This window comes from Mycobacterium barrassiae (genome assembly GCF_025822765.1).
GTDB classification, from domain to species: domain Bacteria; phylum Actinomycetota; class Actinomycetes; order Mycobacteriales; family Mycobacteriaceae; genus Mycobacterium; species Mycobacterium barrassiae.
In genome coordinates this window covers 8675-32140 of the sequence record NZ_JACKUK010000045.1, presented here as the reverse complement: position 1 = coordinate 32140, position 23466 = coordinate 8675, and the positions used below count along the sequence as shown (strand labels likewise).

The 23466-nt window shown below is 62.1% G+C and carries 23 protein-coding genes and 1 pseudogene (1 of these 24 running past the window's edge); 11 read left to right on the top strand and 13 right to left on the bottom strand.

Annotated features, from left to right (window positions below; translation table 11 throughout):
- Positions 1-4: 4 nt before the first annotated feature.
- A complete protein-coding gene (locus tag H7J93_RS28525) occupies positions 5-220 on the bottom strand; it encodes a hypothetical protein (protein WP_267309673.1) in 216 nt (71 codons plus the stop codon).
- On the opposite strand from H7J93_RS28525, the gene H7J93_RS28520 reads away from it, so the two are divergent.
- Positions 131-1681, top strand: coding sequence for an amidohydrolase family protein (locus H7J93_RS28520; protein ID WP_267309667.1), 1551 nt, complete (start codon positions 131-133; stop codon positions 1679-1681). The genes H7J93_RS28525 and H7J93_RS28520 overlap by 90 nt on opposite strands.
- Positions 1682-1945: 264 nt before the next feature.
- Complete coding sequence (locus H7J93_RS28515) at positions 1946-2602, top strand: DUF305 domain-containing protein (protein WP_267309629.1); 657 nt, start codon at positions 1946-1948, stop codon at positions 2600-2602.
- A 41-nt stretch (positions 2603-2643) separates the two neighbouring features.
- On the opposite strand, the gene H7J93_RS28510 is transcribed toward H7J93_RS28515, so the two are convergent.
- Together H7J93_RS28510 and H7J93_RS28505 are read right to left on the bottom strand one after the other, a co-directional pair.
- Positions 2644-3801 (bottom strand): sensor histidine kinase, encoded by a 1158-nt coding sequence (locus H7J93_RS28510; protein ID WP_267309628.1) that lies wholly within the window; start codon positions 3799-3801, stop codon positions 2644-2646.
- Positions 3798-4550 (bottom strand): response regulator, encoded by a 753-nt coding sequence (locus H7J93_RS28505; RefSeq protein ID WP_066811022.1) that lies wholly within the window; start codon positions 4548-4550, stop codon positions 3798-3800. The genes H7J93_RS28510 and H7J93_RS28505 overlap by 4 nt, the downstream gene beginning before the upstream one ends.
- Positions 4551-5466: 916 nt before the next feature.
- Here H7J93_RS28505 and H7J93_RS28500 point away from each other — a divergent pair.
- Together H7J93_RS28500 and H7J93_RS28495 are read left to right on the top strand one after the other, a co-directional pair.
- Positions 5467-6315, top strand: a complete 849-nt coding sequence (locus H7J93_RS28500; protein WP_267309627.1) for a M56 family metallopeptidase — start codon at positions 5467-5469, stop codon at positions 6313-6315.
- Positions 6316-6517: 202 nt separating this feature from the next.
- Entirely contained in the window at positions 6518-7228 is a 711-nt protein-coding gene (locus H7J93_RS28495; protein ID WP_267309626.1) for a winged helix-turn-helix transcriptional regulator, read from the top strand.
- 35 nt (positions 7229-7263) lie between these two features.
- Here the strand turns inward: H7J93_RS28495 and ripB are convergent, their stop codons facing one another.
- Both ripB and H7J93_RS28485 read right to left on the bottom strand, forming a co-directional pair.
- Entirely contained in the window at positions 7264-8013 is a 750-nt protein-coding gene (gene ripB / locus H7J93_RS28490; protein WP_267309625.1) for an NlpC/P60 family peptidoglycan endopeptidase RipB, read from the bottom strand.
- A gap of 425 nt (positions 8014-8438) precedes the next feature.
- Positions 8439-9308 (bottom strand): L,D-transpeptidase, encoded by an 870-nt coding sequence (locus tag H7J93_RS28485; protein WP_267309624.1) that lies wholly within the window; start codon positions 9306-9308, stop codon positions 8439-8441.
- Between the two features lie 728 nt (positions 9309-10036).
- Between H7J93_RS28485 and H7J93_RS28480 the strand changes: the two genes are divergently transcribed.
- From H7J93_RS28480 to H7J93_RS28465, 4 genes are all read left to right on the top strand, one after another.
- Positions 10037-10645, top strand: a complete 609-nt coding sequence (locus H7J93_RS28480; RefSeq protein ID WP_267309623.1) for a DUF4396 domain-containing protein — start codon at positions 10037-10039, stop codon at positions 10643-10645.
- A 10-nt stretch (positions 10646-10655) separates the two neighbouring features.
- On the top strand, positions 10656-11258 hold the full coding sequence (gene lpqS, locus H7J93_RS28475; protein WP_267309622.1) for a putative copper homeostasis (lipo)protein LpqS: 603 nt from the start codon (positions 10656-10658) through the stop codon (positions 11256-11258).
- Between the two features lie 112 nt (positions 11259-11370).
- Positions 11371-12480 (top strand): PLP-dependent cysteine synthase family protein, encoded by a 1110-nt coding sequence (locus tag H7J93_RS28470; protein WP_267309621.1) that lies wholly within the window; start codon positions 11371-11373, stop codon positions 12478-12480.
- Entirely contained in the window at positions 12477-13739 is a 1263-nt protein-coding gene (locus tag H7J93_RS28465; protein ID WP_267309620.1) for an MDR family MFS transporter, read from the top strand. The genes H7J93_RS28470 and H7J93_RS28465 overlap by 4 nt, the downstream gene beginning before the upstream one ends.
- A gap of 79 nt (positions 13740-13818) precedes the next feature.
- Here H7J93_RS28465 and H7J93_RS28460 read toward each other — a convergent pair whose 3' ends face one another.
- Positions 13819-14331 carry a rhodanese-like domain-containing protein gene (locus tag H7J93_RS28460; protein ID WP_083406456.1) on the bottom strand — a complete coding sequence of 171 codons (513 nt, stop codon included), beginning with the start codon at positions 14329-14331 and terminating at the stop codon, positions 13819-13821.
- A gap of 102 nt (positions 14332-14433) precedes the next feature.
- On the opposite strand from H7J93_RS28460, the gene H7J93_RS28455 reads away from it, so the two are divergent.
- Positions 14434-15147: a DUF1326 domain-containing protein gene (locus H7J93_RS28455; protein ID WP_267309619.1), complete on the top strand. Its 714-nt coding sequence runs from the start codon at positions 14434-14436 to the stop codon at positions 15145-15147.
- Between the two features lie 265 nt (positions 15148-15412).
- Positions 15413-15922, top strand: coding sequence for an MPT63 family protein (locus tag H7J93_RS28450; protein ID WP_267309666.1), 510 nt, complete (start codon positions 15413-15415; stop codon positions 15920-15922).
- Between the two features lie 26 nt (positions 15923-15948).
- On the opposite strand, the gene H7J93_RS28445 is transcribed toward H7J93_RS28450, so the two are convergent.
- The 6 genes from H7J93_RS28445 to H7J93_RS28420 form a co-directional block, all read right to left on the bottom strand.
- On the bottom strand, positions 15949-16650 hold the full coding sequence (locus tag H7J93_RS28445) for a hypothetical protein (protein ID WP_267309618.1): 702 nt from the start codon (positions 16648-16650) through the stop codon (positions 15949-15951).
- A 250-nt stretch (positions 16651-16900) separates the two neighbouring features.
- A complete protein-coding gene (locus H7J93_RS28440; RefSeq protein ID WP_233151512.1) occupies positions 16901-17368 on the bottom strand; it encodes a hypothetical protein in 468 nt (155 codons plus the stop codon).
- A gap of 577 nt (positions 17369-17945) precedes the next feature.
- Positions 17946-18179 carry a hypothetical protein gene (locus H7J93_RS28435; protein ID WP_267309617.1) on the bottom strand — a complete coding sequence of 78 codons (234 nt, stop codon included), beginning with the start codon at positions 18177-18179 and terminating at the stop codon, positions 17946-17948.
- 257 nt (positions 18180-18436) lie between these two features.
- Positions 18437-19783, bottom strand: a complete 1347-nt coding sequence (locus tag H7J93_RS28430; RefSeq protein WP_267309616.1) for an ApeA N-terminal domain 1-containing protein — start codon at positions 19781-19783, stop codon at positions 18437-18439.
- A 72-nt stretch (positions 19784-19855) separates the two neighbouring features.
- Positions 19856-20125, bottom strand: coding sequence for a hypothetical protein (locus tag H7J93_RS28425; RefSeq protein ID WP_267309615.1), 270 nt, complete (start codon positions 20123-20125; stop codon positions 19856-19858).
- A 197-nt stretch (positions 20126-20322) separates the two neighbouring features.
- Positions 20323-21189: a TIR domain-containing protein gene (locus H7J93_RS28420; RefSeq protein ID WP_267309614.1), complete on the bottom strand. Its 867-nt coding sequence runs from the start codon at positions 21187-21189 to the stop codon at positions 20323-20325.
- Between the two features lie 326 nt (positions 21190-21515).
- Here H7J93_RS28420 and H7J93_RS28415 point away from each other — a divergent pair, with 326 nt between their 5' ends.
- The gene (locus H7J93_RS28415) at positions 21516-23024 is read left to right on the top strand and encodes an ApeA N-terminal domain 1-containing protein (RefSeq protein ID WP_267309613.1); all 1509 of its coding nucleotides are present in this window, start codon (positions 21516-21518) and stop codon (positions 23022-23024) included.
- A 320-nt stretch (positions 23025-23344) separates the two neighbouring features.
- Here the strand turns inward: H7J93_RS28415 and H7J93_RS28410 are convergent.
- Positions 23345-23466: pseudogene (locus tag H7J93_RS28410) on the bottom strand (transposase); its annotated part runs 49 nt beyond the window's last position; the annotation flags it as partial.

Below are 23466 nucleotides of genomic sequence, written 5' to 3'. Positions count from 1 at the left end.
CCGCTCAAACTCGATTGCCGAAGCGGTTGCCGTGGCTGACGGGCGCATCACCGCCGTGGGCAGCGAGGCTTTCGTGCGCCGCACTGCCGGACCGGACGCCGCCGTCGTAGACCTCGACGGGGCCACGGTGATGCCCGGCTTCATCGACACCCACCCTCACCTGCTGCACTTCGGGGTGATCGCCGAGCCATTGGTCGATCTCGGTGACGCAGTCGACCATATGGACATCGCCGCGCGCCTCGCTGTCCGCACCAAAACGACTCCGGCGGGGGAGTGGATCATGACCACCCCGGTAGGAGAGCCGCACTACTTCCTGCGACGGTCCTACCGCCACCTCACCGAAGGGGTCTTGCCTGATCGAATCACACTCGACCGTGCCGCGCCGCACCATCCCGTGTTCATTCAGGCTTGGGCGCCGGTCATCCCGAACACCTGCGTGCTGAATAGCGCAGGATTGCAGCGCCTGGGCATCGACCGGCACACCGCCGACCGCGTCGGCGATGTCTGGGTCGAAAAAGACGCCAGCGGTGAGCCGACCGGGCGGCTCCACGGCGCGGTCACCCTCTACTACAACAACGACGACTTCATGAATGGCCTGCTGCGGCAGCTACCGCTGTTGCAGCCCAATGCATTCGAGCCTGGCGTCGTTCACGCGATGCGAGACGCTAATGCACGCGGTGTAACTACCATCTACGAAGCCCACGCTATGGACTTCTCCCACATCGAGCTCTACCAGTGGCTGCGCAGCACCGATCAGCTCAGCTTGCGCGTGCAGTGCGCACCCGAAGCCCACATCTATGGCATGCCCGACGACGATCCGCTTGATGTCGACCGATTACTTGCCCGGCTTCGGCGAGCGGCCGGCATGGTCGACCGAGACGACGACATATTGCGCATCGACGGCATCACCATTGGCCGCGGCGGATCCTGCCACGCCGGACAGTTGCTGCTCCGTGAGCCGTATCGGGGGCCTTTCGGCACCATGACATCTGGACGATCATTTGTGCCTGCGGACACCGTCGAGAAGGTCATGCGGTTCTGCCTTGCCAGCGGCCTACGGCTGAACATGATGATCGCCGGCAACGGTGAACTCGATGACTATCTCGAACAGCTCGAAAGCCTCGTCGGGCCGCTACGCGCGGAGGACCGTCCGTGGATCGTGCAGCATGCAGCAATCGCCGAACCCGAACAGATCAGTCGCCTCGCCGCCTTGGATCTCGACCTCACCACCACCATGTCGTTCTCCTGGGGCAAGGGTGAGCTGTTCGCCGACCGTGTCGGCGAGGCCATCCTCGAGCACCTCGTGCCGCTGCAGCGGTTTCTCAACGCCGGGCTCACCGTAGGCTGTGGCACTGACTGGGGGCCGAAGAACGTCTTCGAACATCTGGCCCTGGCTGCGAAACCGCGCTACGGCGCTTCTGGACGTGCCGCCGCTACCGCCGGGGTCTCTCGCATAGACGCGCTCGCCACCTGGACGCGCACTGCTGCACAAGTATTGAGGTGGAATGACATCGGGTCACTCGTCGCCGGCCATCATGCCGACATGATTGTCGTGGATCGCAACCCGTTGACCTGTCCGCTCTCTGACCTGCCTCATACCCGCGTCCTAACCACCATGCTCGGCGGTCGCCCGGTCGGCGGAAGCGTCACTGACAGCACTGCAACCGTAACTCCCGCGTAGAGGCTACGTGACCGGAGGCCAGCCGGTCTGAGCGCTTCGGTGTCGTGCAAGCCATTTACCCATCATGCGCTAGTGGCGGCCAAGCGCCGAGCTCAGCGTCGACTCAGCGGCGCTCGGCTGGTAACAGGTAGTCGAGGTGTCTTCATCAAATCTTCATCGGAACACGAACGCACCCATACATGGGGTCCTGAGGCTGAACTGAGGCGGCGAGAGCGCTCGCCCCGCTGATGCGTGATGTCACGAAGTTGTGAGGAAGGATGTGCCATGCAGCACAGGCGAAATGGATTGAGGCTCGCGGCTTTGGCGGCGGCGGCCATGTTGGTAGGAGCCTGTTCGAACACCGGAACAGACTCTGCGCCAGCGGCCAGCCCTACCTCGGCGGAAGCGTCGGTCTCGCCCAGCGCGGCCGGCAGTGTCGCTACCCATAATGACGCCGATGTGAGGTTCGCTCAAGGAATGATTCCCCATCACCAGCAGGCGATCGAGATGAGCGACATGCTTCTCGGTAAACAAGGCATCGACCCCGAGGTTGTGTCGCTGGCAAACGAGATCAAGAACGCTCAGGCTCCCGAGATCGAGCAAATGCAGGGATGGCTCCGAGAGTGGGAAGTCTCTTCCACACCTACGCCGAGCGGCACTGGCATGCCCGACCAGGGCATGCCCGGACATCAGATGCCTGGTATGAGTGGCGGGCACGGCATGATGTCGGATGCCGATATGGCCGCGCTGCAGAACGCGCAGGGCGCTGAGGCCAGCCGGCTTTTTCTAACGCAGATGATTGAGCACCATAAGGGCGCGATCATGATGGCGCAGCAGGAAATTGACAATGGTCAGTTCCCCGCGGCGATGGAGATGGCGCGCAACATTGTGTCGTCTCAGCAAGCAGAAATCGACACCATGCAGGGAATGCTGGACAAGTGACCAATCCCAAGTGGGCTGGGCGGGATCGCGTTGATGTGCGGTTATCCGAGATTCTGTTGAGGTTGCGCGATAGGCAGGTCGACGGTGAATACTGCACCGGCGTCGAGTCCAGCGCTGGCTGCGACTATTGAACCGCCGTGAGCCTCGACCAGCGCCTTAGCGATCGCGAGCCCTAAACCGGCGCCGCCGTGTTCGCGATCGCGGGCGGTGTCTGCGCGATAGAACCGATCGAACACTCTCCTGAGGTGCTCTGCCGGGATTCCCTCGCCTGTGTCGGAGACAGCGATCTGTAGCCGGCCGCCGTCCCGGCCACAGCTCAGCTCGACAGAGCCGCCGAATGGCGTGTGCCGCAACGCGTTTTGCAGCAGATTGCCAATGACCTGGGACAGTCGTTGCTCGTCTGCCCACAGCGGCGGTAGTCCCTCCTGGACGCGAACAAGCAGCGCCACTCCTTTCTTGCTGTAGCTTTCCTGCGCAGCGACGACGCACTGGCGCGTTAAGCGGTCGACATCAATGTTCGCGTAGGACATCGAAACCGAGCTTTCTTCGGCGTTTGCGAGGGCGGCGACGTCATCGGAGAATCGCACAAGCCGCCGGGTTTGGTCGCGCAGCATGGCGGCTGTCTGCGGCGTCAGAGTGCGGATGCCATCTTCGAGCGCCTCGATGTATGCCTCCAACACAGCGACTGGTGTCCGGATCTCATGCGCTAAGTCTCCGAACAACCGCTGCCGCGACGAATCAACAGCCTGAAGCCGGGAAGCCATCTGATTGAAGGCGGACGAGAGGGCATCGAAGTCGTCGCCGAGGCCCGGCGGCGACACCCGAATGTCATAGTTGCCCTGCGCGACATTGGTTGCAGCGGAAGCGACCTCGGCGATGGACCGCTGGAGCCGTCGACTGATGTAGAAACTGACAGCCAGTGCGGCCAGTATGGACACCGCCAAGGCGCCTCCGAGGGAGATCACCGTTGCGTAGCCGTAGGCTTCTTCGGCGTGAACTTCCTCCGGGGAGTCCATCGGCACCCCTGCGCGATGCAAATGCTCACGAAACAGGGGAGGGCCGACGACGGCGGCCACTACCAAGGTTGTCGCGGCCCCGGCCGCGAGCACAATGGCTTGGGCTGCCAGGAGCCTCAGGCCGATGCCGGGGCGGCCACCTCGTCGAAATGGGCGCAGCGTTGACGTAGCCGGGGGACTCATTTTCCGGACCCCATCCGGTAACCCACGCCTCGGACAGTGGCGATGTAGCGCGGGCGAGTTGCGACGTCGCCGAGTTTGCGCCGCAGGTGCCCGATGTGGACGTCAACGAGGTGCTCGTTACCGACCCAGGGTCCGTCACGCACGATTTCGAGAAGTTGGCGACGGGTCAGCACGATGCCCGGCCGACCTGAAAGAGCTTCGAGAATGTCGAACTCTGTGCGAGTCAACAGGATCTGTTCGTCGCCGATGCGTACCTCACGGGCGGCGACGTCGATGCTCAGCGCGCCGAAGCAGCGTGGTGGCCTCACGTCAAGTTCGGCGCGTGCAGTGACCGACTGCAGGACACGCGGCCGCCGCAACATGGCGCGAATGCGCGCTACCAACTCGCGCGGGCTGAAAGGTTTGGTGATGTAGTCGTCGGCGCCGACACTGAGGCCGAGGACTGTATCGAGTTCGGTGTCGCGAGCGGTGAGCATGACGACGTAAGCGTCAGAGAATGTGCGCAGCTGCCGGCAGACCTCCAGCCCATCGATGCCGGGAAGACCGAGATCAAGGATGACGACATCAGGATCAAGGTCGCGGGCGACGGCGATCGCGTCGACGCCGTTGCCCGCGACGACGGCTTCGAACTGTTCGCGTTCCAAATAACTGGCGACCACTTCGGCTAGGGGAAGCTCGTCGTCGACGACGAGCGCGCGGTAACCGTTTGCCTGCTCAGGCGGTGTGCCCGGGTGGTGCTCCATGCCCATATGGTGCCCGCTGATGCGGCCGCGGTGACGTGCCACCGTCGGAGAGCCTCGATCTTCAGCAGATCTTTACCAGACTCATACCGATTGCAACCTGCGGCGGGGTGACGCTGGACGCCGAGGAGGCGAGATATGCGTTGGATGACTGTCGTGTGCGCGAACAGTGTCGGGTCGGAAGTGTGGCTCATTCTGAGTGTCGTTGTCGTTGTGCTGTGGGCTGCGGCTATCGCCGGAGCAATGGCGTTACTTGGCGCTTCGCCGTGGCCGCGCCGTTCCGAGCGGCCGGACTCTGCGCAGGAATCTGTTGGAACTGCCGCGCCGGTGCGGACTGACCGGTAGAGCGGTGCACTCACAGTGGCCCCGCTGCCAGATGTCAGCACTCGATCAAGCTGGTGACGTACGGCGTCGCGCCGGATCGGCCGTGTCTGTTCAGAAGGAACGAGATCATTCGGCCGAACGGCGGACCTTGAAAAGGACGGCAGACATTTCCAAAGCGATGATCACACGTTGGGTGTGGCGAATCGACGGTTTATCCAAGCCGGCCGCTACATTTGGGGGCTGGGTCACACGGCGACTGGGCGAACTCGTCGGGGAGATCAGGAGTGGCACGCAAATGGACAGCGACAACGAAAACTCGGCGACCTCGAAGCGTTGGGCATGAACTGCCTGTGGATTCGCATGGAGCCCGTCACGGTGCTCCATCTCGTCGACGAGATTTCACGACACCGCCAGGTCGCTCGCACCACCGTGATGTGACTGTGGCCAATCTGTACCGCAAGCCCTGGACGAAGAAGAGTGCTGACCACTTGGTCCCACCGAGGGCGGTTCTGTGTATGGAACGACGATGATGACAACGGCGGTGTGGCTACTCCTCTACGGCGCTACGCTCGCATGGTTGGCTCCGCCCATTCTTGGGCGGATGACCGCTTCCGGCATCAGCCCCCGCATGGGCGCCGCCGCATGGATAGCCGCGGTGGCCGCGGCGCTGGTGACATGGCTGGTTGCGCTCGCGCTCGCCATCGGAGCGACGGCAGACAGCGTTCACACAGGCGCGGTCGTGACGCTGTGTCTGGAACTGTTCGGCTTCTCCGATCACACGCGTATGGCCGGCCCTATCGGGTTACTTACCCTCATCGTGGCTGCAACGTTGACGTTGGGGCTTGTCGCGCTTCGTGTTTGCCGGTGCATATCTCGCCTACGCGCGCGAAGTCACGAGCATGCGCAGGCCGCGCGGATCATCGGCCGGCCCACCGGTCATCCGAACGTCGTCATGGTGGAAGACGACCGTCCGGCCGCCTACTGCGTCGTCGGACGCCCCAACGCAATCGTCGTCACCTCAGCGGCACTCAGGTCGTTAAGCCGGTCTGAGCTGAAAGCGGTCCTTGCCCATGAAAACGCCCACATTTCTGGGCGTCACCACTACATTCTCATGGTGCTGCGTGCCGTGGCGCTCACACTTCCGCGACTACCTCTCTTCGCCCGGGCTGAGCGCTGTGTGGCGGAGCTGCTGGAGATGTGCGCTGATGACACCGCGGCACGTCGGGTGGGTACCCGACCTCTGCTCACCGGCTTGATCGCTTTGGCCGGACACCAACCCGTTGCGTACGACGGCCTCGCCGCGGCGGCGACGGCGGTCGTCACTCGCGCGCAGCGGTTGGTCACTCCTACACGCAGTCACGTGCAATGGCGCCATCGCATCTGTTTGGCCACCATGATTTGCGCAGTGGTTGCCGCGCCTACCCTTTTTCAAGTGCTCTGCCACCACTAGACATTCGAAGGCTGCCGAGGCTCGCAGCAGGCGGATGAACGTCGACATATCAGCCTCAATCATCAACTACTGATATACGTAGTAGATACATAGATCGTGATACGCTAAGGCTCCCAGTAACCATGTAGGTGACGCAGTTAAACGATGCCCCACATCGGCGAAGGAGACTGTCACGACCATCGACTCACACCCCGGAGTCCGAGTGGACGGTGACGCACGTCCGGTGGTGGCCGCCGGCCGAATCCGCGTCTTGCTCGTTGAGCCGCGGCGCATCTACGCCGACATTCTGGCCCACAAGATGCGCGCCGATGATTTCGTCGTTGCTGTCGCATGCTCAGAAGCCGCAGCATTCAGTGCACTGCGCGAGTATGACCCCGACGTGGTGGTGGTGTGCGTGGGCGAGCAGGGTGCTGCTGTTCTGGATCGGGTTCGCCAGGCGGCAGGCGGTGGTGTCGTCGCGCTTGCTGACGCAGAGATCGCGCCACTAATGTCACGTGCTGGAGTGGTCGCCATTGGGCACTGCGAGACGCTGAGCGCACGAATTCGGCGCGCCCTCAGACACATTCGCCTCTACGGTGAGATCGGCGACACGCGGCGACGCCGCATTGACGACCTCGTGGTCGACGTGGCCGCCCGGCGTGCGTTCCGAAGCGGAGGCGCCATATCGCTTACTCGGATCGAGTTTGCGATCCTTCAGGCTTTGTCTGACAATCCGGGCGAGCCCGTGACCTGCCGACGCCTTGAGGAGATCGTGTGGGGCTCTCCGCATTCTGGCGGTCGTTCCGCTCTGGGAGTGCACATCGGAAATCTTCGCCGAAAGCTGGGCGACGACCCGACATGTCCGCGCTACGTCCGCACGGTCCGCGGCATCGGCTATTGTTTACTCGGATTAGCTCATCACGCGGCGGCCTGAATTGCGTTGCGAGCTAGCGAATTTGGGCGCTGCAACTAGCTCTCGATAATTCGAACGACGTAGGGTGTCATTCCCGCCGTACGTACGGGTGAGACCTTGATGGGAACGCCTGTCTGTTGGGCCTCAATCATCTGTCCCCCGCCCAAGTAGATCGCCTCATGCTGACTTCCGCCGGGCCCCCAGAACAATAGGTCGCCGCGCTTGGCTTGAGAGGGAGGCACCTTTCTGCCAGCGTTGTACTGATCGCCCGACCATCGTGGCAGCAGTACACCGACGCCGGCGAACGCAAAACGTGTCAAACCAGAGCAGTCGAATCCGACGGTGCCTGCTCCCTGGTCGACACCGCGGCTCGGGCCGTTCAGGCTGCCGCCTCCCCAGGAGTAGGGAACGCCGATCTGCGTTCCGGCCCTGCGAATGACGTATTCGATCGCCTGGGCACCGTACAACCTATTGCCGCGAACGGTCGTTTGAGGACTAGCCGTGGGACTGGCAATTCCGAGGCTGCTAAGAAAGCTGCGCCCTAAGTCGACCGCTGTCTGAGTTGCGGCGGCCGTTGCCTGCAGCGACGCATTGGCGATGGCTACCGGATCGCCGGGCGCTCCCGCGCTCGGCAGCTTTGGCAGTAGTGGATCCCATTGCCCGGCGGTCGGTTCGGCGGATGCCGCTGGGGTGCACGCGAGGAATAGCGACGCGACAACAGTGAGGACCACGCTAGCGGCGCGCCGAAAATCGATCCGGGAAGGGCAGGCGCGCTTTGAGCGCACGCCACGGGCAGTAGGTCCCATGTTGAATCTTTCTTCCGGCGGTCGAAGCGGCGGGCCGCGGGCTGCCAAACCTTGGATCTGGCGACGGTTCGCATTGAGTAGCAACCTCGTACGTAGTGAGTACGTAGATCAGCGTAACTCACAATTGCATCATTAGTAACACCGGCAACATAATTACAAGGCTGGAATTCGCGGGCTGCAGGTGGCAGTGAAAGCGCATCAAGCGCGCTGTGCACGTGTGCGGGGCCAACTGCTTCGGATGCAATAACGTCCAGGGCATGGCCGAAGTCTCTTGCAATGGCCCGCCCACGCAACCTAATTGGTGCTGGCCGACATCATCGTCGGTGGATAACGATCCGACCGAAGACAAGGGCTGTTTTCGGACGTTATCCCAAGGCGCCGGTTGCAACGACGACACAATTCTCTGTAGCAGCGTTGAGGCCTCGTCAGCGGGGGATTACGCGAGGAACTTCAACTCCGTTTTCCGGCGCGGGTACCGATCGAGGAACTTCTATGCTGTTCTCCTGCACGATTATCGGGTCACCGATGTTGACCGTGTTGAAGTACCATTCGGCATCCTCAGGGCTGAGGCTGATACACCCGTGGCTGACGTTCTCATAGCCGAGCGAATTGATCGCCCACGGAGCTGAATGCACGAAGAGGCCACGTCTGGTGAAACGGACGGCGTATTCCACGTCGAGTAGATAACCGTCGGGCGAGTCGACGGGGATGCCGACGCTGCTCGAATCCATCACCACGTCGCGCTCTTTCGCCAAGACGGTGTAGGTACCTACGGGTGTGGGGTACTCGGGGCGACCCATCGAAGCTGGGAACACGCCCGGCTTTCCCCAGTTGGGACGGTGGTGTGGCGCTGGGAGCACGGCCGCCTCCACGCCGTCGATAGTCACGGTGAATGTGTGATCCGCGGTGTTGGCAACGCCGACCACAGCGGGACCCGTCGCGAAGTTCGTCTTCATCCCGCCCACAGATAGCGCTATCGCGCTGTTAGCAGGCCAGAATTGATTGGGAACCCATTGAACGACGTTGTCTGCGAGCCAGTCGAATTCACCGGTCATCGCGGGCGACGAAGTGATGTCGAGGGCACGTTCGGTTGCGCGCCTGTCGGAGACTGGCCTGCCGAAGGTCACGACCACGGGGTGTGCGACGCCAACGACCGCGTCTCGCGTCGGTGAGACAGACGCGATGCTATTCCCCGACGGCTGCTTCGTTGCCGCGAGGCTTGTATCGACCGGGCCCATGATCACACTCGCAGGAATCGTGATCGCGGCAAGGACATACCGAACAACCCCACGCATCGTCTCCGGCTCCCTCGAAATTTCGACTGTGTCAATTGATGCTATGGGTGGCGCCGCGAATGAATGCGCAAGGGCGTGTTAGCAATTCGATCAAGTGTCCGTCACGGTTTGGCTACAGCGAGTAACAGCATTGACGCCGACACGGAAAATCTCCGGGCGAAGGCCGACCTCCCAAAGATCCCACGCCCCTGTGAAGGAGGGGTAGTCACAGATCCGGCGGCACCCCTCAGGGACTTGCAAGTGGTCATCTCCCTCCCGGGTGACAGGCACGGCTCAGCCCGCCTCAGAAGCGAAGCCGATTGCCGCGCACGCTCCCAGAACCGTTTGATTCGAAGCAATTTCAGCAGCCTGGTGGCGGCGCCGCGGGTAGGCGCGAAGGTAGTCATCGAGGGGGGCGGTCTTGCATCATATACCCCTGTGGGGTATACAGGCGGTTACCCCTGTGGGGTGTACGGGAATCGGAGGAGCAAGATCAGGTCTGCATGGGCGCTGCCGGCGACATCCACCAACTCGGCACCGCAAACACCACGGTTTACGACGATGCGGGTTGCTCAAACACGCCATGGGGAATACGCCGTTCACGGGCTATTGCCTGAAGGGACCTCATCGATCAGCCAATACCGCTACACCGTCCACAGTTAACTCTGGAGTACGTCATGACCGTCCACACTCACGACCACGAACCCAGTGGTCATGCTCATCACGAACACGATGGCAGCACAAACACGATGGCCCTCAGCGCGACGCTGCACTGCCTGACCGGGTGTGCCATTGGCGAGATCGTCGGCCTGATCATCGGCACCGCTTTGGGCTTGAGCAACGTGGGCACGATTGCGCTGGCCGTTGGGTTGGCCTTCTTGTTCGGCTACACCCTTTCAACCCTGCCGCTGCTGCGCGCGGGTCTCGCACTGGGGACAGCACTGAGTGTGGTGCTGGCCGCCGACACGCTGTCGATCCTGACGATGGAGATCGTCGACAACGCCGTCATGGCGGTCATACCCGGGGCCATGAACGCGGGCCTGGTGAATCCGGTCTTCTGGGTGGGCATGATGATCGCGCTCGGGGCCGCCTTCGTCGCTGCCTACCCGGTGAACCGCTACCTGCTGGGCAGGGGCAAAGGACATGCGCTGACGCACCAGTATCACCACGGCGCCAGCGCGCCGACGGGGGCGAGGCGGTACATCCCCGCTTTCAGTACCGCCACCCTGGTCGCCGCGATCACCGCATTCATGCTGGGTGGCTTGGTGGTGTCGCTCGCCGACGAGCTGACACGCCCTGACACCGAGTCTGGGCATTCAGCATCGGCGATAGGCGCGACGGGGCATGATCTGACATGACGAGGCGCTGATGACCATGTTGGCGAATGCACAGTGTTCTGCTGCGGTTGCCCGCCAGCACTCGTCGGGTTCGATGCAACGAGCGTCCGGATCGACGCACCGTCGCTGGCGACGGCTCTATCGCGGCGCGGTAACGACTATGCGTCGAGTTCGTGGGCGCCGAACCGACGCGCGATCCGCTGCTACATTTGGCACCATTGTGAACAGCAACGTGGGCTTTCTCGGGACGCGAACCCGCGCATTGATTGCGCTGGTGCTGGCGTCTTGGGTCGTCGTTGTTGCCGCTGAGTGGGCGTTGCCAATAGGAGACCAGCCCTCTGCGCACGGGCCGCATGCCCTGTCTTCTGACCTTCTTCCCGACCATTCCGTGGTCATTGAGCATCCGCATATCAGCGATGGATCGGTGCCGCTACTGCCGGACACAGTCGCCGAGGGAGTGCTGCCGCGCACATCGACCATACTGATCGCGTTGGGGCTGATCGCCGCTTTGGCCGTCGCGGCTTCACTGTGGAGTCAATCGACACTGGCTGTGGTGCGTGGTCCGCCACGGCCGCTAGCGACAGTTATTTCCGGTCGGGTGATGCTCACCCGGCTGTGTATCGCACGCTGCTGATCCGGTGGCGCCAGACCACGCTGCCTCGCTGCGGCGGGGTCGGTGACCGCCGTCCCTTTCAGCTGCTGCGCGCCGGACGGCGCGCGGCTCGAAGCAGAAGCGATGTACTTCCATGAATCACGCCCTGTCCGTTCGCAACCTTGAACTTCACACGCCTCGACAGCGATGCCTCGGCCGTTATGACCGGCCCGGCACAATGGTCGGCCACACACCGGTGCTGCGCATCGCCGAGCCCTTCACCTCGCCCGGTCGAGGTTTCTGGGCCAAGCTCGAAGGCTTCAACCCCGGCGGGATGAAAGACCGCCCGGCGATGTACATGGTGGAACGAGCGCGCGCCACCGGTGCCCTGCGCCCCGATGGCCGGATCGTCGAATCAACAAGCGGAACACTGGGATTGGGCCTGGCACTGGCCGGAACCGTGCACCACCACCCCGTCACGCTGGTGACCGATCCTGGAATGGAACCGATCATTCAGCGGATGTTGACGGCCTACGGCGCCGAGGTCGACTTGGTGACCGAACCGCACCCCGAAGGCGGCTGGCAGCAGGCGCGACGGGACCGGGTGATGCAGATCCTCGCCACCGACGAATCCGCCTGGTATCCCGATCAGTACAACAACCCCGACAACGTCGACGCATACCGCGGGCTTGCTCTCGAGGTGCAGGCGCAACTCGGCCACATCGACGTACTGGTGTGCTCGGTCGGCACCGGGGGGCACTCGGCCGGCGTGGCTCGCGTGTTGCGGGAATTCAATCCCCACATGCAACTGATCGGTGTCGACACGGTGGGCTCCACGATCTTCGGTCAACCGGCAACCGCACGACTGATGCGCGGGCTGGGGTCGAGCATCTATCCACGCAACGTGGACTACGACGCCTTCACCGAAGTCCACTGGGTCGCCCCGGCCGAAGCCGTCTGGGCATGCCGCACGCTGGCCGCCACCCACTACGCCAGCGGCGGATGGAGCGTGGGCGCCGTTGCCCTGGTCGCCGGCTGGGCGGCGCAGACCCGCCCCGAAGACACAACGATCGCCGCGATCTTCCCCGACGGCCCGCAACGCTACTTCGACACCATCTACAACGACGACTACTGCCGCAAGCACAATCTCCATGACATAGCGCCGCCCGCTGAGCCGGCGCTCATCGATGACCCCACACAGCATGTGGTGGACTCCTGGACACGGTGCCCCAGGGTGGTAGATCCGGTCAAGGCACCGCGATGACGGGCTTCCTCACCGAATTCCGCAGTTTCGGATGGCCGAGCCGGCTGCTGATGATCAATCAGTTCGGCATCAACCTTGGCTTCTACATGTTGATGCCGTATCTGGCCGGCTACCTCGCCGGGCCGCTCGGGCTGGCCGCATGGGCCATCGGCCTGGTGCTGGGCGTGCGCAACTTCTCCCAGCAGGGCATGTTCATCATCGGCGGCACATTGGCCGATCGCATCGGATACAAGCCGCTCATCGTTGCCGGCTGCCTGCTGCGCACCGCGGGATTCGGGCTTCTGGTGATTGCCGATTCGCTGCCGGCAATGGTGATCGCTTCAGCAGCAACGGGTTTCGCCGGAGCATTGTTCAACCCAGCGGTGCGCGCCTATCTTGCCGCCGAGGCCGGCCCACGCCGGGTCGAAGCCTTCGCGTTGTTCAACATCTTCTACCAAGGAGGGATCCTCGCCGGTCCGCTCGTGGGACTGGCGCTGATGGCGCTCGACTTCCGCATCGCCGCCGCGGCCGCTGCGGGGGTTTTCGCAGCTTTGACCGTCGCGCAACTTTTCGCTCTGCCACAACGCAAGGCCTCTCCGACCGAACATGGCACGTCGGTGCTCGACGACTGGCGCACTGTACTGGCCAACCGCTCATTCCTGCTGTTCGCCGTGGCGATGATCGGCTCCTACGTGCTGTCCTTTCAGGTCTATCTGGCGCTGCCGCTGCACGCCAAGAACCTGGTGCCCAATGCTGAACCCGCCGTAGTGGCAGGCGTATTCGTCATCTCCGGCCTGATCGCCGTCGCTGGTCAGCTCAGGATCACCCGATGGTTCGCTAAGTGGTGGGGACCAGGACACTCACTGGTGATCGGTATGCTGGTCCTCGCGGCGTCATTCATACCCATGGCCGTGCTGCCCGATGATCGGCGTGCCGGCCAAATCGCCGCCATCAGTGCGCTTCTCGTCGGCGCTGCGGTGCTTGCCATCGGATCGGCTGCGGTGTTCCCGTTCGAAATGGACACCGTCGTCTCACTGGCCGGTGGCCGGCTCGTCGGCACACATTACGGCTTCTACAACACCATCGTCGGAATCGGCATCCTCGTCGGCAACCTCGCCACCGGAACGCTCATGCAAAAAGCTTCCGACGCCGGGATGCCCGAGCTGACGTGGATCGGATTGGTCGTCATCGGCCTGATCGCGGCGCTCACCCTGTACCGCCTAGACCGCGCCGGCCGGCTACAGGCACCAAAGTCCCTCGATGCAATGACTCCTGCGTAATAGTCTGCGCGGCTATCACGTCGATACCGGCCTGAACGTCGGGGTCTACCCGGTGGTAGCCCCGAGTGCTCGACCGTCATCAGATGCCGACCAATTCGCGGCCGTCGGCTTGCCAAGCGCGCATGCCCCCGCGAAGTTCGACGACATCGGTGTAGCCGAGATCGCGAAGCGTCTCCGCCGCGGTCGCACTCATTGGCCCCGACCGACAATAGATCGCCAACCCGGTGTCACGATTGGCTGGCAGCCAACCAGCCTGTGCGGTGATCTGATCGAACGGTATCGACAGGTCCGTGCCCGGGATGTCGCCCTCAAATGGCACATGGACGTTCACCGTCACGCGATCAGGCTCAGCGATCACCGCGGCGAACTCGCCGGGATCTACCAACCGGGCCGCACCCGAGGCCGGGGCCTGCGACGTCGGCGCTGCAGGTGCGGGCGGGGATGGGCCGTCCGATGCACACGCGGTTAGGGCAAGCGCGCCGACTGCTGCCAGAACTGCTGCAAGCAGCCGGGACGCCGACCCGGTCCTCACCGCACGTCGAAGCGAGGTTTGTGACCCCTCGACACGCCTGGGGCACACCGATTCACTCATGACATAAATATACCCCCTGGGGGTACTTGTGGAGAAGCGCTCATGGGGATATGGTCAACCCGCCCGATACCCCCATGGGGTATACAACGAAAGGTTTGAACGATGAAAACAATCTCGACAACCACCGACTGGCATCTGCGTGGTGACTGGTTCGACGTGTGTAGCTGCAAGCTGCCCTGCCCATGCACCTTCGCTCAAGAGCCCACCCACGGTGACTGCCTGTTCACCCTCGTATGGCATATCCGGGCAGGCCACTTCGGTCCGGTAGATCTGGGGGGACTCAACGTCGTTTCCCTCGGGGAGTTCACCGGCAACATGTGGGTCGGCGATCCCAACGCCATGATGAAGCTGATGTTCTACATTGATGCCGACGCCGACGCCGCCCAGCGTGAGGCCCTAGAGCGCATCTTTACCGGACAGGAAGGCGGCTGGCCAGCCGAATTCGCAAGCCTGATCGCGGATTTGCGCGGCATCGAGTACGCGCCGATTACCTTCGATGCAGCAGATGACCTGGCCTACTGGCGCGCCGAAATCCCCGGCAAGGTCGATGTCCGCGTCGCAGCGCTAACCGGACCCACCTCTGATCTCAACCGTCGCGTGACCACCGCCAACCCGCCGGGCGCCGAGGTCGGTCCCGGCCAGGTCGCCACGTGGGGGGTCGTCGAGCGCGATCACGCTGTCGGGTTCGAGTGGTCGCGCGACTATCAAGGCGCCTCCAGCAAGCACTTCCCGTTCGACTGGCGGCCGGACGGCAACGGAGCGGGCCAACAGGAATTCAGCAGCAGTGCGGCGGCGCCATGCACGTCTCATGCCTGAACCGTTCGGGCCTCGCGTGGGTCTCGCCCATTCGCCGACTCGATCTTCGCGCCTCTCGCGCCCCATCGAGGCGCCACCATCCGAAATCAACACTCATCTACTATCCCAGTACGTAGTCACTCATCTACTATCCCAGTACGTAGTATTGGGCGAGCTGTCCGCGCCTGATTTTGTGCTGCTCGCCAATTCTCTTGAAAGGAGAGGTTGCTTGCGACTCCTAACAGTGCTCACCGCGACGCTCGCCGCCGCATTCGTCGCTGGAGCAATAGCGTTCGCTGCCCCAGCGGCCGCCACGAAGCATTGCCCCCATAAATTCGGTTCAGCGCAACAGATCGTCGATGCCGGGGGTGCGGTAGTCCAGGAGTGGACTGTGGCCGACCTTCAGAAGTCGGCGACTATCCTGCCGGGATATACCCCGCGGGGTCAGCTCTGGGAAAGCTCGGCGACAGTGCGCGCAGTCACCGGCACCGTTACACCCATCATCCCCAACCTGCACGCCGTTTCAATCGACGGTCAGCGGCACCCCGTCCTGTGGCAGATCGCAACCCCGGAAGGGCTGCCCGCCACCACACTGGCACAAGGCCAAAGCTCTACCGGCAAGGTCTATTTCGACATCGTGGGGGCAGATCCGATGGCTGTACTCTATGCCGACGGAAACGGCCGCCACTTAATGTGGTGCTGCGACCAAGCCATGCAGATGCCGATGTCGATGGACAAATGCCCGATGTGCGCCGCTATGGAAATGCCGTGCCCGCACTGTCGCGATCGGATGTAGCTGCTTTTGCTGTGCGGCTGGATCACTCACTCGCTGTGGTGGTGATCCTCCGCGGTTTTATCTGATAGTTCCGTCGCCGGAGCGGGGTGTTCGACCGGAGCCGGAGAATCGCTCTTCGGAGCCGCCTCCACCACGGGTATAGCGGCAGGAGTTGGAACACCGCTATGGCTGCCCGCATGGTCACTAGCCGACGGATGGTCGCTCTGCTCCGCCTCACTCGACCCGTGGTGGTCGAGCAGCACCCCTGACGCTGCCCCCAGCGTCGCTGCGATGGTAACGACGGCACTGGCGCCGCCCAGGATGATCGCGTTTCCGAATCGCGATATCGGATCGGCGCGTTCGACGCGATACCACCCCCAGCCGGCCCCCATGACGACATAACACTCAAGTAGGAGAGCGCAAAGACCTGCAGTATCAACCGCTTCTGACTGTCCCGAGTGCGGGCCAAAGGGTACGCCCGCGGTCCGCGACATCACCCAGAGCGCCGCCGCAGCGACATTGGCCAGGATGCCTGCGGCGAACACTGCCGGCATCGGGCGTCGCGACACCAGGAATGCCCACAACACTTGAAACATCGCGATGGAGGCGAAAAACACTCCGGATTGCGTCCACGCTTGCCAATGTGTGGGCATGACCGCGAAGTGAATTATCGCCGCGCCGAAGGATGAGATCGCCGCCAGGCGGATAGCCAGCTTGCCGTCAGTCTTCGTCCCTGCTCTCGAGGTCACTCGAGAATGATGGCACTGTGGGCCCAGTCGTTGGGGAAGAGACATCACTTCTCAATCGCAATGAGATGCCACTGTCACTGTCCTCGGGGGAGATGCGGTCGGACAGGCGTGTCTTGGCAAAGAGGCTTGTGCATTCGACCTCCGCGGTCTGCCGAATGAGCGGCGTTGACCGTTCTCAGAATCGTCCTGGTATCAATGCATCCACGGCAACATCGGCGGTTGTGATGACGGCCGAAGTGGCGCGGCGGTGCTAGTGGTTGTCGAGGAGAACGAGGGTATGAGCCAAGCCGCTGTCGACGAAATATGCGCGGCATGTGAAGGGAGTTTTGATTGTGCCTCCGAAGTCGTTCTTCGCGTCGACAACGCCCGAAACATTCCAAACTCGTATGCGGGAATGATCAACCCCTTTGAGAGGCTCGTCCAGTAGCGAAAAGAGATCGCGGCTGCCCGCGTCGAGCTGACTAAGCTCCGTTTGCACTTTTGTTAGCTGTGCAGTCGATGGTGATATCAATCGATTGAGAGTTTCGGTTTCGCAGCGCTTCTGTGCCTTTTCTCTTTCCGACTCATCACGGTCATCAGAACCACCGAGACCGAAAACAGTTGTTGTGACCGCGATTACGCCGACAATCAACGCGCAGCCGACCGCCGCGATCCACCACCACCGCCGTGCATTCTTGCCGGGACGGCCATCGTGTCCTTGCCTATGGCGGCTCATCATAGCGTCACGCGAATCGCACGAGCTGAGATGTCATTGCGAAACCGCCCGTATCCACTCTTGACGTAAAACGTTCTGTGGCTGTCGATAAATGCCGGCACCGCCAGTGTGATCGGCCGCTTCCTTTTGGCGCATGGCCACCTGGTCCCACATAGTCTCCAATCCTCCGTGGATCCGCGATGCTACTCGGCACTATTGCGTCCGCGCGGTGTCGGCACCCGTGCGTCTCGGCCAGCGGCGGCGAAAAATTCCGAGTGTTGTCGGCGTGCAGGCGCGAACCGGGTAATGCTGGCGTACCCGACATAGGGAGCGGTTATCGGCGCTCGATCCGGCTGGAGTCACACTAAAGTGAGTGGATCTTCGAGCAACAGCAGGGGGTGGCCACGTGACGGACGACGAGGTGAACCCTGCCCGATGCTGGCGATCATCGGCTGAGGTGGCCGACCTTTTCGACGGACCCGAGGATCCTGAGTGGGCGGCGGACCGAGACCGAATCGCGGATGAACTGCAGGATCCGTGGCAGCGGGCGGCCCGAGCGGATGAAGGTCGTTCTCGTGAGTCCGGTGGCTGAACGGAGTGATCAGTCGCGGTGGTCGCGCGCTCGGTGAACGGTGCGTGATGACGCTGCGGCAGTGAGCAGTGTTCGTAGTTCGGGATTGGTCCAGTACTCGTACTGGGCGTCGGTGACAACCTGGGCTGGTTGAATAAGGATGCTGCCATCCGCGTTGTGGCGCAACAGGAACCGGCTATTAGGGCGGTCAGGCAGAGTGATCCGTCCGCGGTCATCTGTCTGAACGAACTCGAGGTCGGGCACTTCACGATTGTAGTGGCCGCGCCAGCGGACCGATGACTTTCTTGACCCGACGGGATCGGGTGTTATCGGTAGATGAAGGGCGGCAGTCGCAGACGACGCCAAAATTCGCCACCGTTGGCGTCTGGCGGAGAGCGGCCAACAGATGACGGATCACAGCGGTTATCCACGGTTGGTGTTCCCGCGCTCGAAGGTACGCTAAGCGCTCTTAAGGTCCGCCCAAGTGTCGGTTCGAGTCCGACTCGGCCGCCGAAATTGCGCTATTCGGTTGAGAATTCGCCAGCGCCGAGTAGCTTTCGAATGTTGTACCCCATCATGTGTGTTCTGTGGCTTTGGCAGAGCGTCTTCATTGGGACCTTGTTGCCCGCAACCCTATTGAGCAGAGCTCCGAGCAGAAGCAGCTCGCCGGTGTCGCCGAGTAGCTGCACTTCGGACGGGTTGTACTCGTAGTTTGGGGCGTGCTTCAAGCTGTTGTATGTCTCCCAGAACATTTGGCTCCACTGGTCCAAGTCGCCGACGAACTCGGCGAAAGCAGGACCGACGTGGCGCCCGATCGACATCGGAAGCGGCTCCCAAACGCGTCTGCTCCTACGTCTCGGCTCGGCCCAGGTTCGCCCCAGCTCGCGGTGGACTTTCGTCCAGTACTCCATCCCGGTAGCGATCTCAATCAGATGGACCTCTACACCGGTTGTCCCGTACCTGTATGCGTTAGTGATTGGTCCGGTCGCGCGCCCGTGATGGTGGTCAAGACGGATCCAGTTGCGGAGTCCTTGAACGCCGCCGATGTTTTCGAGGTAAAACAAAGGGACCTCGGTCATCGACTTTGGGCCTGACACACCGCCTTGCCGTGGCAGCGCCATCAATCGAGAGTTCCAAAGTGTGGCGGATTCACGAGGTCTGCCGTCGTCTTCCATCTTGAATTCGACCCTTGCTTGCTCCGCTGGCACGAACCCTTCATGCGCGAGATTAATCAGATCTTGAACGGCCAGCAACGGCACAAGGTGGTCGTGCCACTTACGCGGCCTTCGGCTCGAGGTGCCAACTACGAGCGGCGCGTTGATAGTTCGGCGGTCATCAGGACCGTCGACGTGCCACGTCGAGTCAAGCTTCAAGCTCAAGCCGCGCCTAATCTCTAGCTCAAGAGGTTCCACCTCAACTGTTTCGGCCTTGTACTGTTTCGCCCGACTGCCGCCGGGAGGAACACTCTCCTCGCGAATGCTGGTTAGCCCTGCCCATCTGGTTACCTGAGGAATCTCGAGCTCTACGGCGAGAAATTGGTCATCCTTGAGCGACGCTAGCGGCACATTCACTATCACACCGCGCGTCCGGACAGTTTGGGTCGATGCTCTTTCCCCCATCACGTTCGACTGCGAGATGCCGGCGACATCGAAGAAGATGGAACGGGTGACGTTCGTCATCGCGTAGATCGTGTCTGGCAGAGCAAGTCGCTCGCGGTTGGTGCCGAACTCGCTGTTGTACTGGCGAGTGCGCAACGTGCCTATGTGGAAAAAATCATCGTCGCCTAGCTTCACGTAACCATCGGTTGCCTTATCGAGGTCGTACACATCGGCGAAATTCATCCAGAAATGGCCGAGCGTGCCATCCATGGTTGCTCGGAGGCGATCAACCATTGTTCGACGTCGGTTCAGACGAAGCGCGGGATTGCCGCCGAATAGCCACTATGCCGAAAAAGTTTCGCCACACACCAAGCAGTACAAGGCTCCGTTGTCCGCCCGCTCCTGCGGTACCTTTACGGGTTCCCATGGGTGACATGGTGATTCGACGATAATCATGTCGTTCGGCTCGTGGAGCGCTGTCGGAGCGGGCGCGGTGTTCTTGCCCGGTGTGTACTTGATAGTTTTCGACCCTCGCAACGCCTGTTTCATCGCATCGTTCATGATGTCTCCGGCGTAGAAATTTACAACCTCTTCCTGGTACTGGATCTGCACTTGCGTCCACCATTGATCCGGCCCTGCTGGTCGGCCGCACAGAGGACACGTGTACATCGGTGGATCGACTGCCTCGGGGGGACGCGATTCTGTTGGGCCGTAGTGCCACTTGAATTGTTCTGTGCACGTAGGACACTCGCGGCGGATGAAGCCGTCAACGTCGAGCGGGAACTCGACCGGAATTTCCACGAGTAAACCTATCCGTTGAAGTCGAGAAACACTGAATCGCGGAAATCTTCGCCGCCTTCAGTCTGACCGACGATCACCAAATCGAATCTGTCCCTCTCACCATGGGTGAACGTCATCAGCTTCACGTCCTTGAAGGCGGGCAACCGCTCGATGGGAAAGCCCATAATTCTGCCCGGGTAGTCGCCAAGGTTTTCGGGACGCAGGTTCAGCAAGTTTTCCCCGCTGCGGTTGATGATCTGGAGTTGATCGCTGCCCGCCGACCGCTTGAAGTACCGCCCATCTACCCGAGCCGCGCCCTGACCGGATTGGCTGGGAACACGTCGTCCCAACGGCCTCCCGGCTCCCGGCACCTCGGGCGCCGTGAAATCGCCTGTCTGCATCCAGTCGTCGCCGTTGAGATTCACCTCACAGCCTGCAGTCTTTAGCCGCTGGGCCAAGTCCTTACGCTTCTCGGGCGTGGGCGCTAGGCGCACGGCATGCAGTCCGGACACGTCGCTGAAGGGCCGCACCGAACCAAGTTCGACCAGCACTGTCCTCTTGGGGTCCCGGCCCATCGCCATGCCGGCCTCGAACAGTACATTCGGTCGAGCCTGCGCGGCGGGCTGAGTTTCGGGGTCGTGCTCGCCATGGCTGTACGCAGGGATCAGGTAGGCGATCTCATCCGGGGTCATCAACACAACGATCGCTTGAGCCATCCCGAATGCCGTGTCGAGAACCTGACCGATGTACGGACTCGCCGTCCCGGTGGCGTGAAGCGCTTCGCTCCACTCGATGGGGTGGAGGCCTATGGCCCGCAGGAATGTGAACATCTCGCGGCGGGCCGCGTCGTTGCGACCATGGATGACGAATACGCGCTTAGCGTCAGGCTCGGCCATGGTCCCAGGATATTGGCAGGGTGCGACAGCTCTAGGCGTGTCGTCCTCCGTGTTGAGGAGCTATTCGAGATAGCTACTCGTGGACGCGAAAGGACGCCGGCGGGGTGCGTCTCAAGCCCGTACCGGAGGCGACAAAGACCCGAACCTATACAGCCTATGAGCAGCGTCTACGCACCTTCGGTCGGGCTGTTTCTACAGTTCGAGACGGGTCGTCTACCCGTTCGGCGATTGTCGTTCTCGACCGGTTGGCTGTTCAGCGCAGAACTCGACGACGCGCGCGCCACTCACCCATACCGCATACGCTCAACGCGGGATGCTGACCCCCGATGATGCCCTGGAAAGCTTGCGTCATGAGACAGTGCGAAACGCAAAGGATCAAGGGCTGGTTCTACCTGCCAGAATCTCCCGACGACCGCAGGCCAGGAATTTTGACCTGGCTGCCCGACGAAGGTGCCACGCTCGAACTGATCGGCGGCTTCTCGCCGGAGCCAGAGTACCGAGAGACCGACACCGGTGGATGGACCGCCAACCAGGTTGTAGGAGATGTGCGGCCGGGCAGCATCTATGGAGAATCTGACTCCGGCCAGCCAATAACCCTATGGGATGCACAGCGCGGCAAGTACACCGCTGGGCTCATCCGTGGCGTTCACGACGAATTTTGGCAGTCCTCGTGGATCTGCGTCGGTGCGCACATCCCGAGCCCGCAGGTACCGTCCTTCGCCGAAGCTGTGGTCACAATCGACGAGCTCTACTACCTCACTGAGGATGCGCGATTCTGTCCGCCGCAGTGGGCGCGTATCGAAGGTGTCGAGCATCCCGGCGAAGAACAGCCGGACGGCACGCGATTGATGCCGTACATCCTTCCTGTGATCGGAGGCCTCCGAGCGGAATATGCGCGGGGTGAGGACAACGACGCCGAATATTCAATTGCCACTACAGCGACGCACCCGTGGGTCAGCGATGCGACAGAAACTTGGCCCGACCTGAAGCTTCAGATGATGACGACGAACCTGCGGTGTGGGCCGGTGGTGAAGTTGCGAGTTGGTGCTCACGTCTCGATTCGGTTGCGCGACGGCGCGTTGATCTCGGCGGCCAAGGTCGTTGAGAGGATCGGCCCAATCGATGATTTGGTCCAATTGGCAACATTCGAGGCCTGCGGCATCGAGAAGATCAGGTTGGACGCCGACGACGGCACAACGGTCGCGATCCTTGTGCATGACGGCAAGCGTGCTCGCCCAGATGGGGTCCATGACGCCACCGCCGTGGTGTTCACCCTCGTCGACGTTCCGCTCAACCGTTACATGCAGGCGCAACAACGGCTGACCTACGGCAAGCAAGCGAGTTACGCGTGGAGCGTAGTGGTCGGTCTGTGTGGACGCTCGTCGCGAATAGTCGAGGAATACGTGAGTCAGGCCGTCGCCGCAGCCGAAGGCTTTCACCGCTGGTGCCTGCAGGGGCCAGACAATGCGTCTTTGAACACTCGCCTCAAGGCACTGCACGACCGACTCGCCCCGGAAATACAGGAACGGATCGGGCTAGACACCGAGCAGTGGGCAAGCTGGGCCGTCTGGGCGCGAAACCACGTTGCCCACGGCGGAACCAATAGGTGGCGTGAACTTCGCGACTACTTCCAACTCCATGCAGTCGCTGAGTCTGTGCACCTGGTCACCTATCTCGCCGCCCTGCAGGAACTCGAAGTACCCGTGACAAAGGTGCTTGAGGCGCTCCTTAACCATCCTCGACTTCAGCTGCTGGCCGAGCGGGCCTATAAGGTCAACGAACTCTCTGGGGAACCGCCCTTATCTGATACCGACCAAGGGTCGGTGCGATGGTAACGACATAGCCGGTCATGAGGGGAACGCGTATCCGCTACGGCCGCAGAACGTTTGAAGTCACAGCGTTGACCGGTCAGACGCGGGGCGACCGCGCCGGGCGCCTCGACTGCGGTGCAGTCGGCTACTGCCAGCCTCTGTACACCGCTCGACGGCGTGTGAAGTGCGCGATGGTGCCTGGTTCAGGTGAGCACCGCGAGCGTAGAGAATCCCGGCTACAAGCTGGACTTTTGCAAAGTTCTTTAACAAGCTCCTGCGACACGCCGAAGTCTTGTCAAAGTACCCAGGCGTGTCCTGTCAATCTTCGTTGCATCTCGACACTGGCGCTGCCGATAGCCGTTGCGCTGATTGGTGCGCTCGGCGCTGCGCTCGCCGTATCCCGCACCGCACAAGGCGTCGGCTTCAGCGCCCATCAGGGTGTGGATGAACGTGGCCAGCAGCTCGC

Excerpts from the sequence above, each read along its gene's own strand:
- H7J93_RS28520 (WP_267309667.1), top strand. The coding sequence starts at position 131 with ATGCCCGGCTTCATCGACACCCACCCTCACCTGCTGCACTTCGGGGTG.
- H7J93_RS28525 (WP_267309673.1), bottom strand. The coding sequence starts at position 220 with ATGGTCGACTGCGTCACCGAGATCGACCAATGGCTCGGCGATCACCCC.
- H7J93_RS28515 (WP_267309629.1), top strand. The coding sequence starts at position 1,946 with ATGCAGCACAGGCGAAATGGATTGAGGCTCGCGGCTTTGGCGGCGGCG.
- H7J93_RS28510 (WP_267309628.1), bottom strand. The coding sequence starts at position 3,801 with ATGAGTCCCCCGGCTACGTCAACGCTGCGCCCATTTCGACGAGGTGGC.
- H7J93_RS28505 (WP_066811022.1), bottom strand. The coding sequence starts at position 4,550 with ATGGGCATGGAGCACCACCCGGGCACACCGCCTGAGCAGGCAAACGGT.
- H7J93_RS28500 (WP_267309627.1), top strand. The coding sequence starts at position 5,467 with ATGACCGCTTCCGGCATCAGCCCCCGCATGGGCGCCGCCGCATGGATA.
- ripB (WP_267309625.1), bottom strand. The coding sequence starts at position 8,013 with ATGGGACCTACTGCCCGTGGCGTGCGCTCAAAGCGCGCCTGCCCTTCC.
- H7J93_RS28485 (WP_267309624.1), bottom strand. The coding sequence starts at position 9,308 with ATGCGTGGGGTTGTTCGGTATGTCCTTGCCGCGATCACGATTCCTGCG.
- H7J93_RS28480 (WP_267309623.1), top strand. The coding sequence starts at position 10,037 with ATGGCCCTCAGCGCGACGCTGCACTGCCTGACCGGGTGTGCCATTGGC.
- lpqS (WP_267309622.1), top strand. The coding sequence starts at position 10,656 with ATGACCATGTTGGCGAATGCACAGTGTTCTGCTGCGGTTGCCCGCCAG.
- H7J93_RS28470 (WP_267309621.1), top strand. The coding sequence starts at position 11,371 with ATGAATCACGCCCTGTCCGTTCGCAACCTTGAACTTCACACGCCTCGA.
- H7J93_RS28465 (WP_267309620.1), top strand. The coding sequence starts at position 12,477 with ATGACGGGCTTCCTCACCGAATTCCGCAGTTTCGGATGGCCGAGCCGG.
- H7J93_RS28460 (WP_083406456.1), bottom strand. The coding sequence starts at position 14,331 with ATGAGTGAATCGGTGTGCCCCAGGCGTGTCGAGGGGTCACAAACCTCG.
- H7J93_RS28455 (WP_267309619.1), top strand. The coding sequence starts at position 14,434 with ATGAAAACAATCTCGACAACCACCGACTGGCATCTGCGTGGTGACTGG.
- H7J93_RS28440 (WP_233151512.1), bottom strand. The coding sequence starts at position 17,368 with ATGATGAGCCGCCATAGGCAAGGACACGATGGCCGTCCCGGCAAGAAT.
- H7J93_RS28430 (WP_267309616.1), bottom strand. The coding sequence starts at position 19,783 with ATGGATGGCACGCTCGGCCATTTCTGGATGAATTTCGCCGATGTGTAC.
- H7J93_RS28420 (WP_267309614.1), bottom strand. The coding sequence starts at position 21,189 with ATGGCCGAGCCTGACGCTAAGCGCGTATTCGTCATCCATGGTCGCAAC.
- H7J93_RS28415 (WP_267309613.1), top strand. The coding sequence starts at position 21,516 with ATGATGCCCTGGAAAGCTTGCGTCATGAGACAGTGCGAAACGCAAAGG.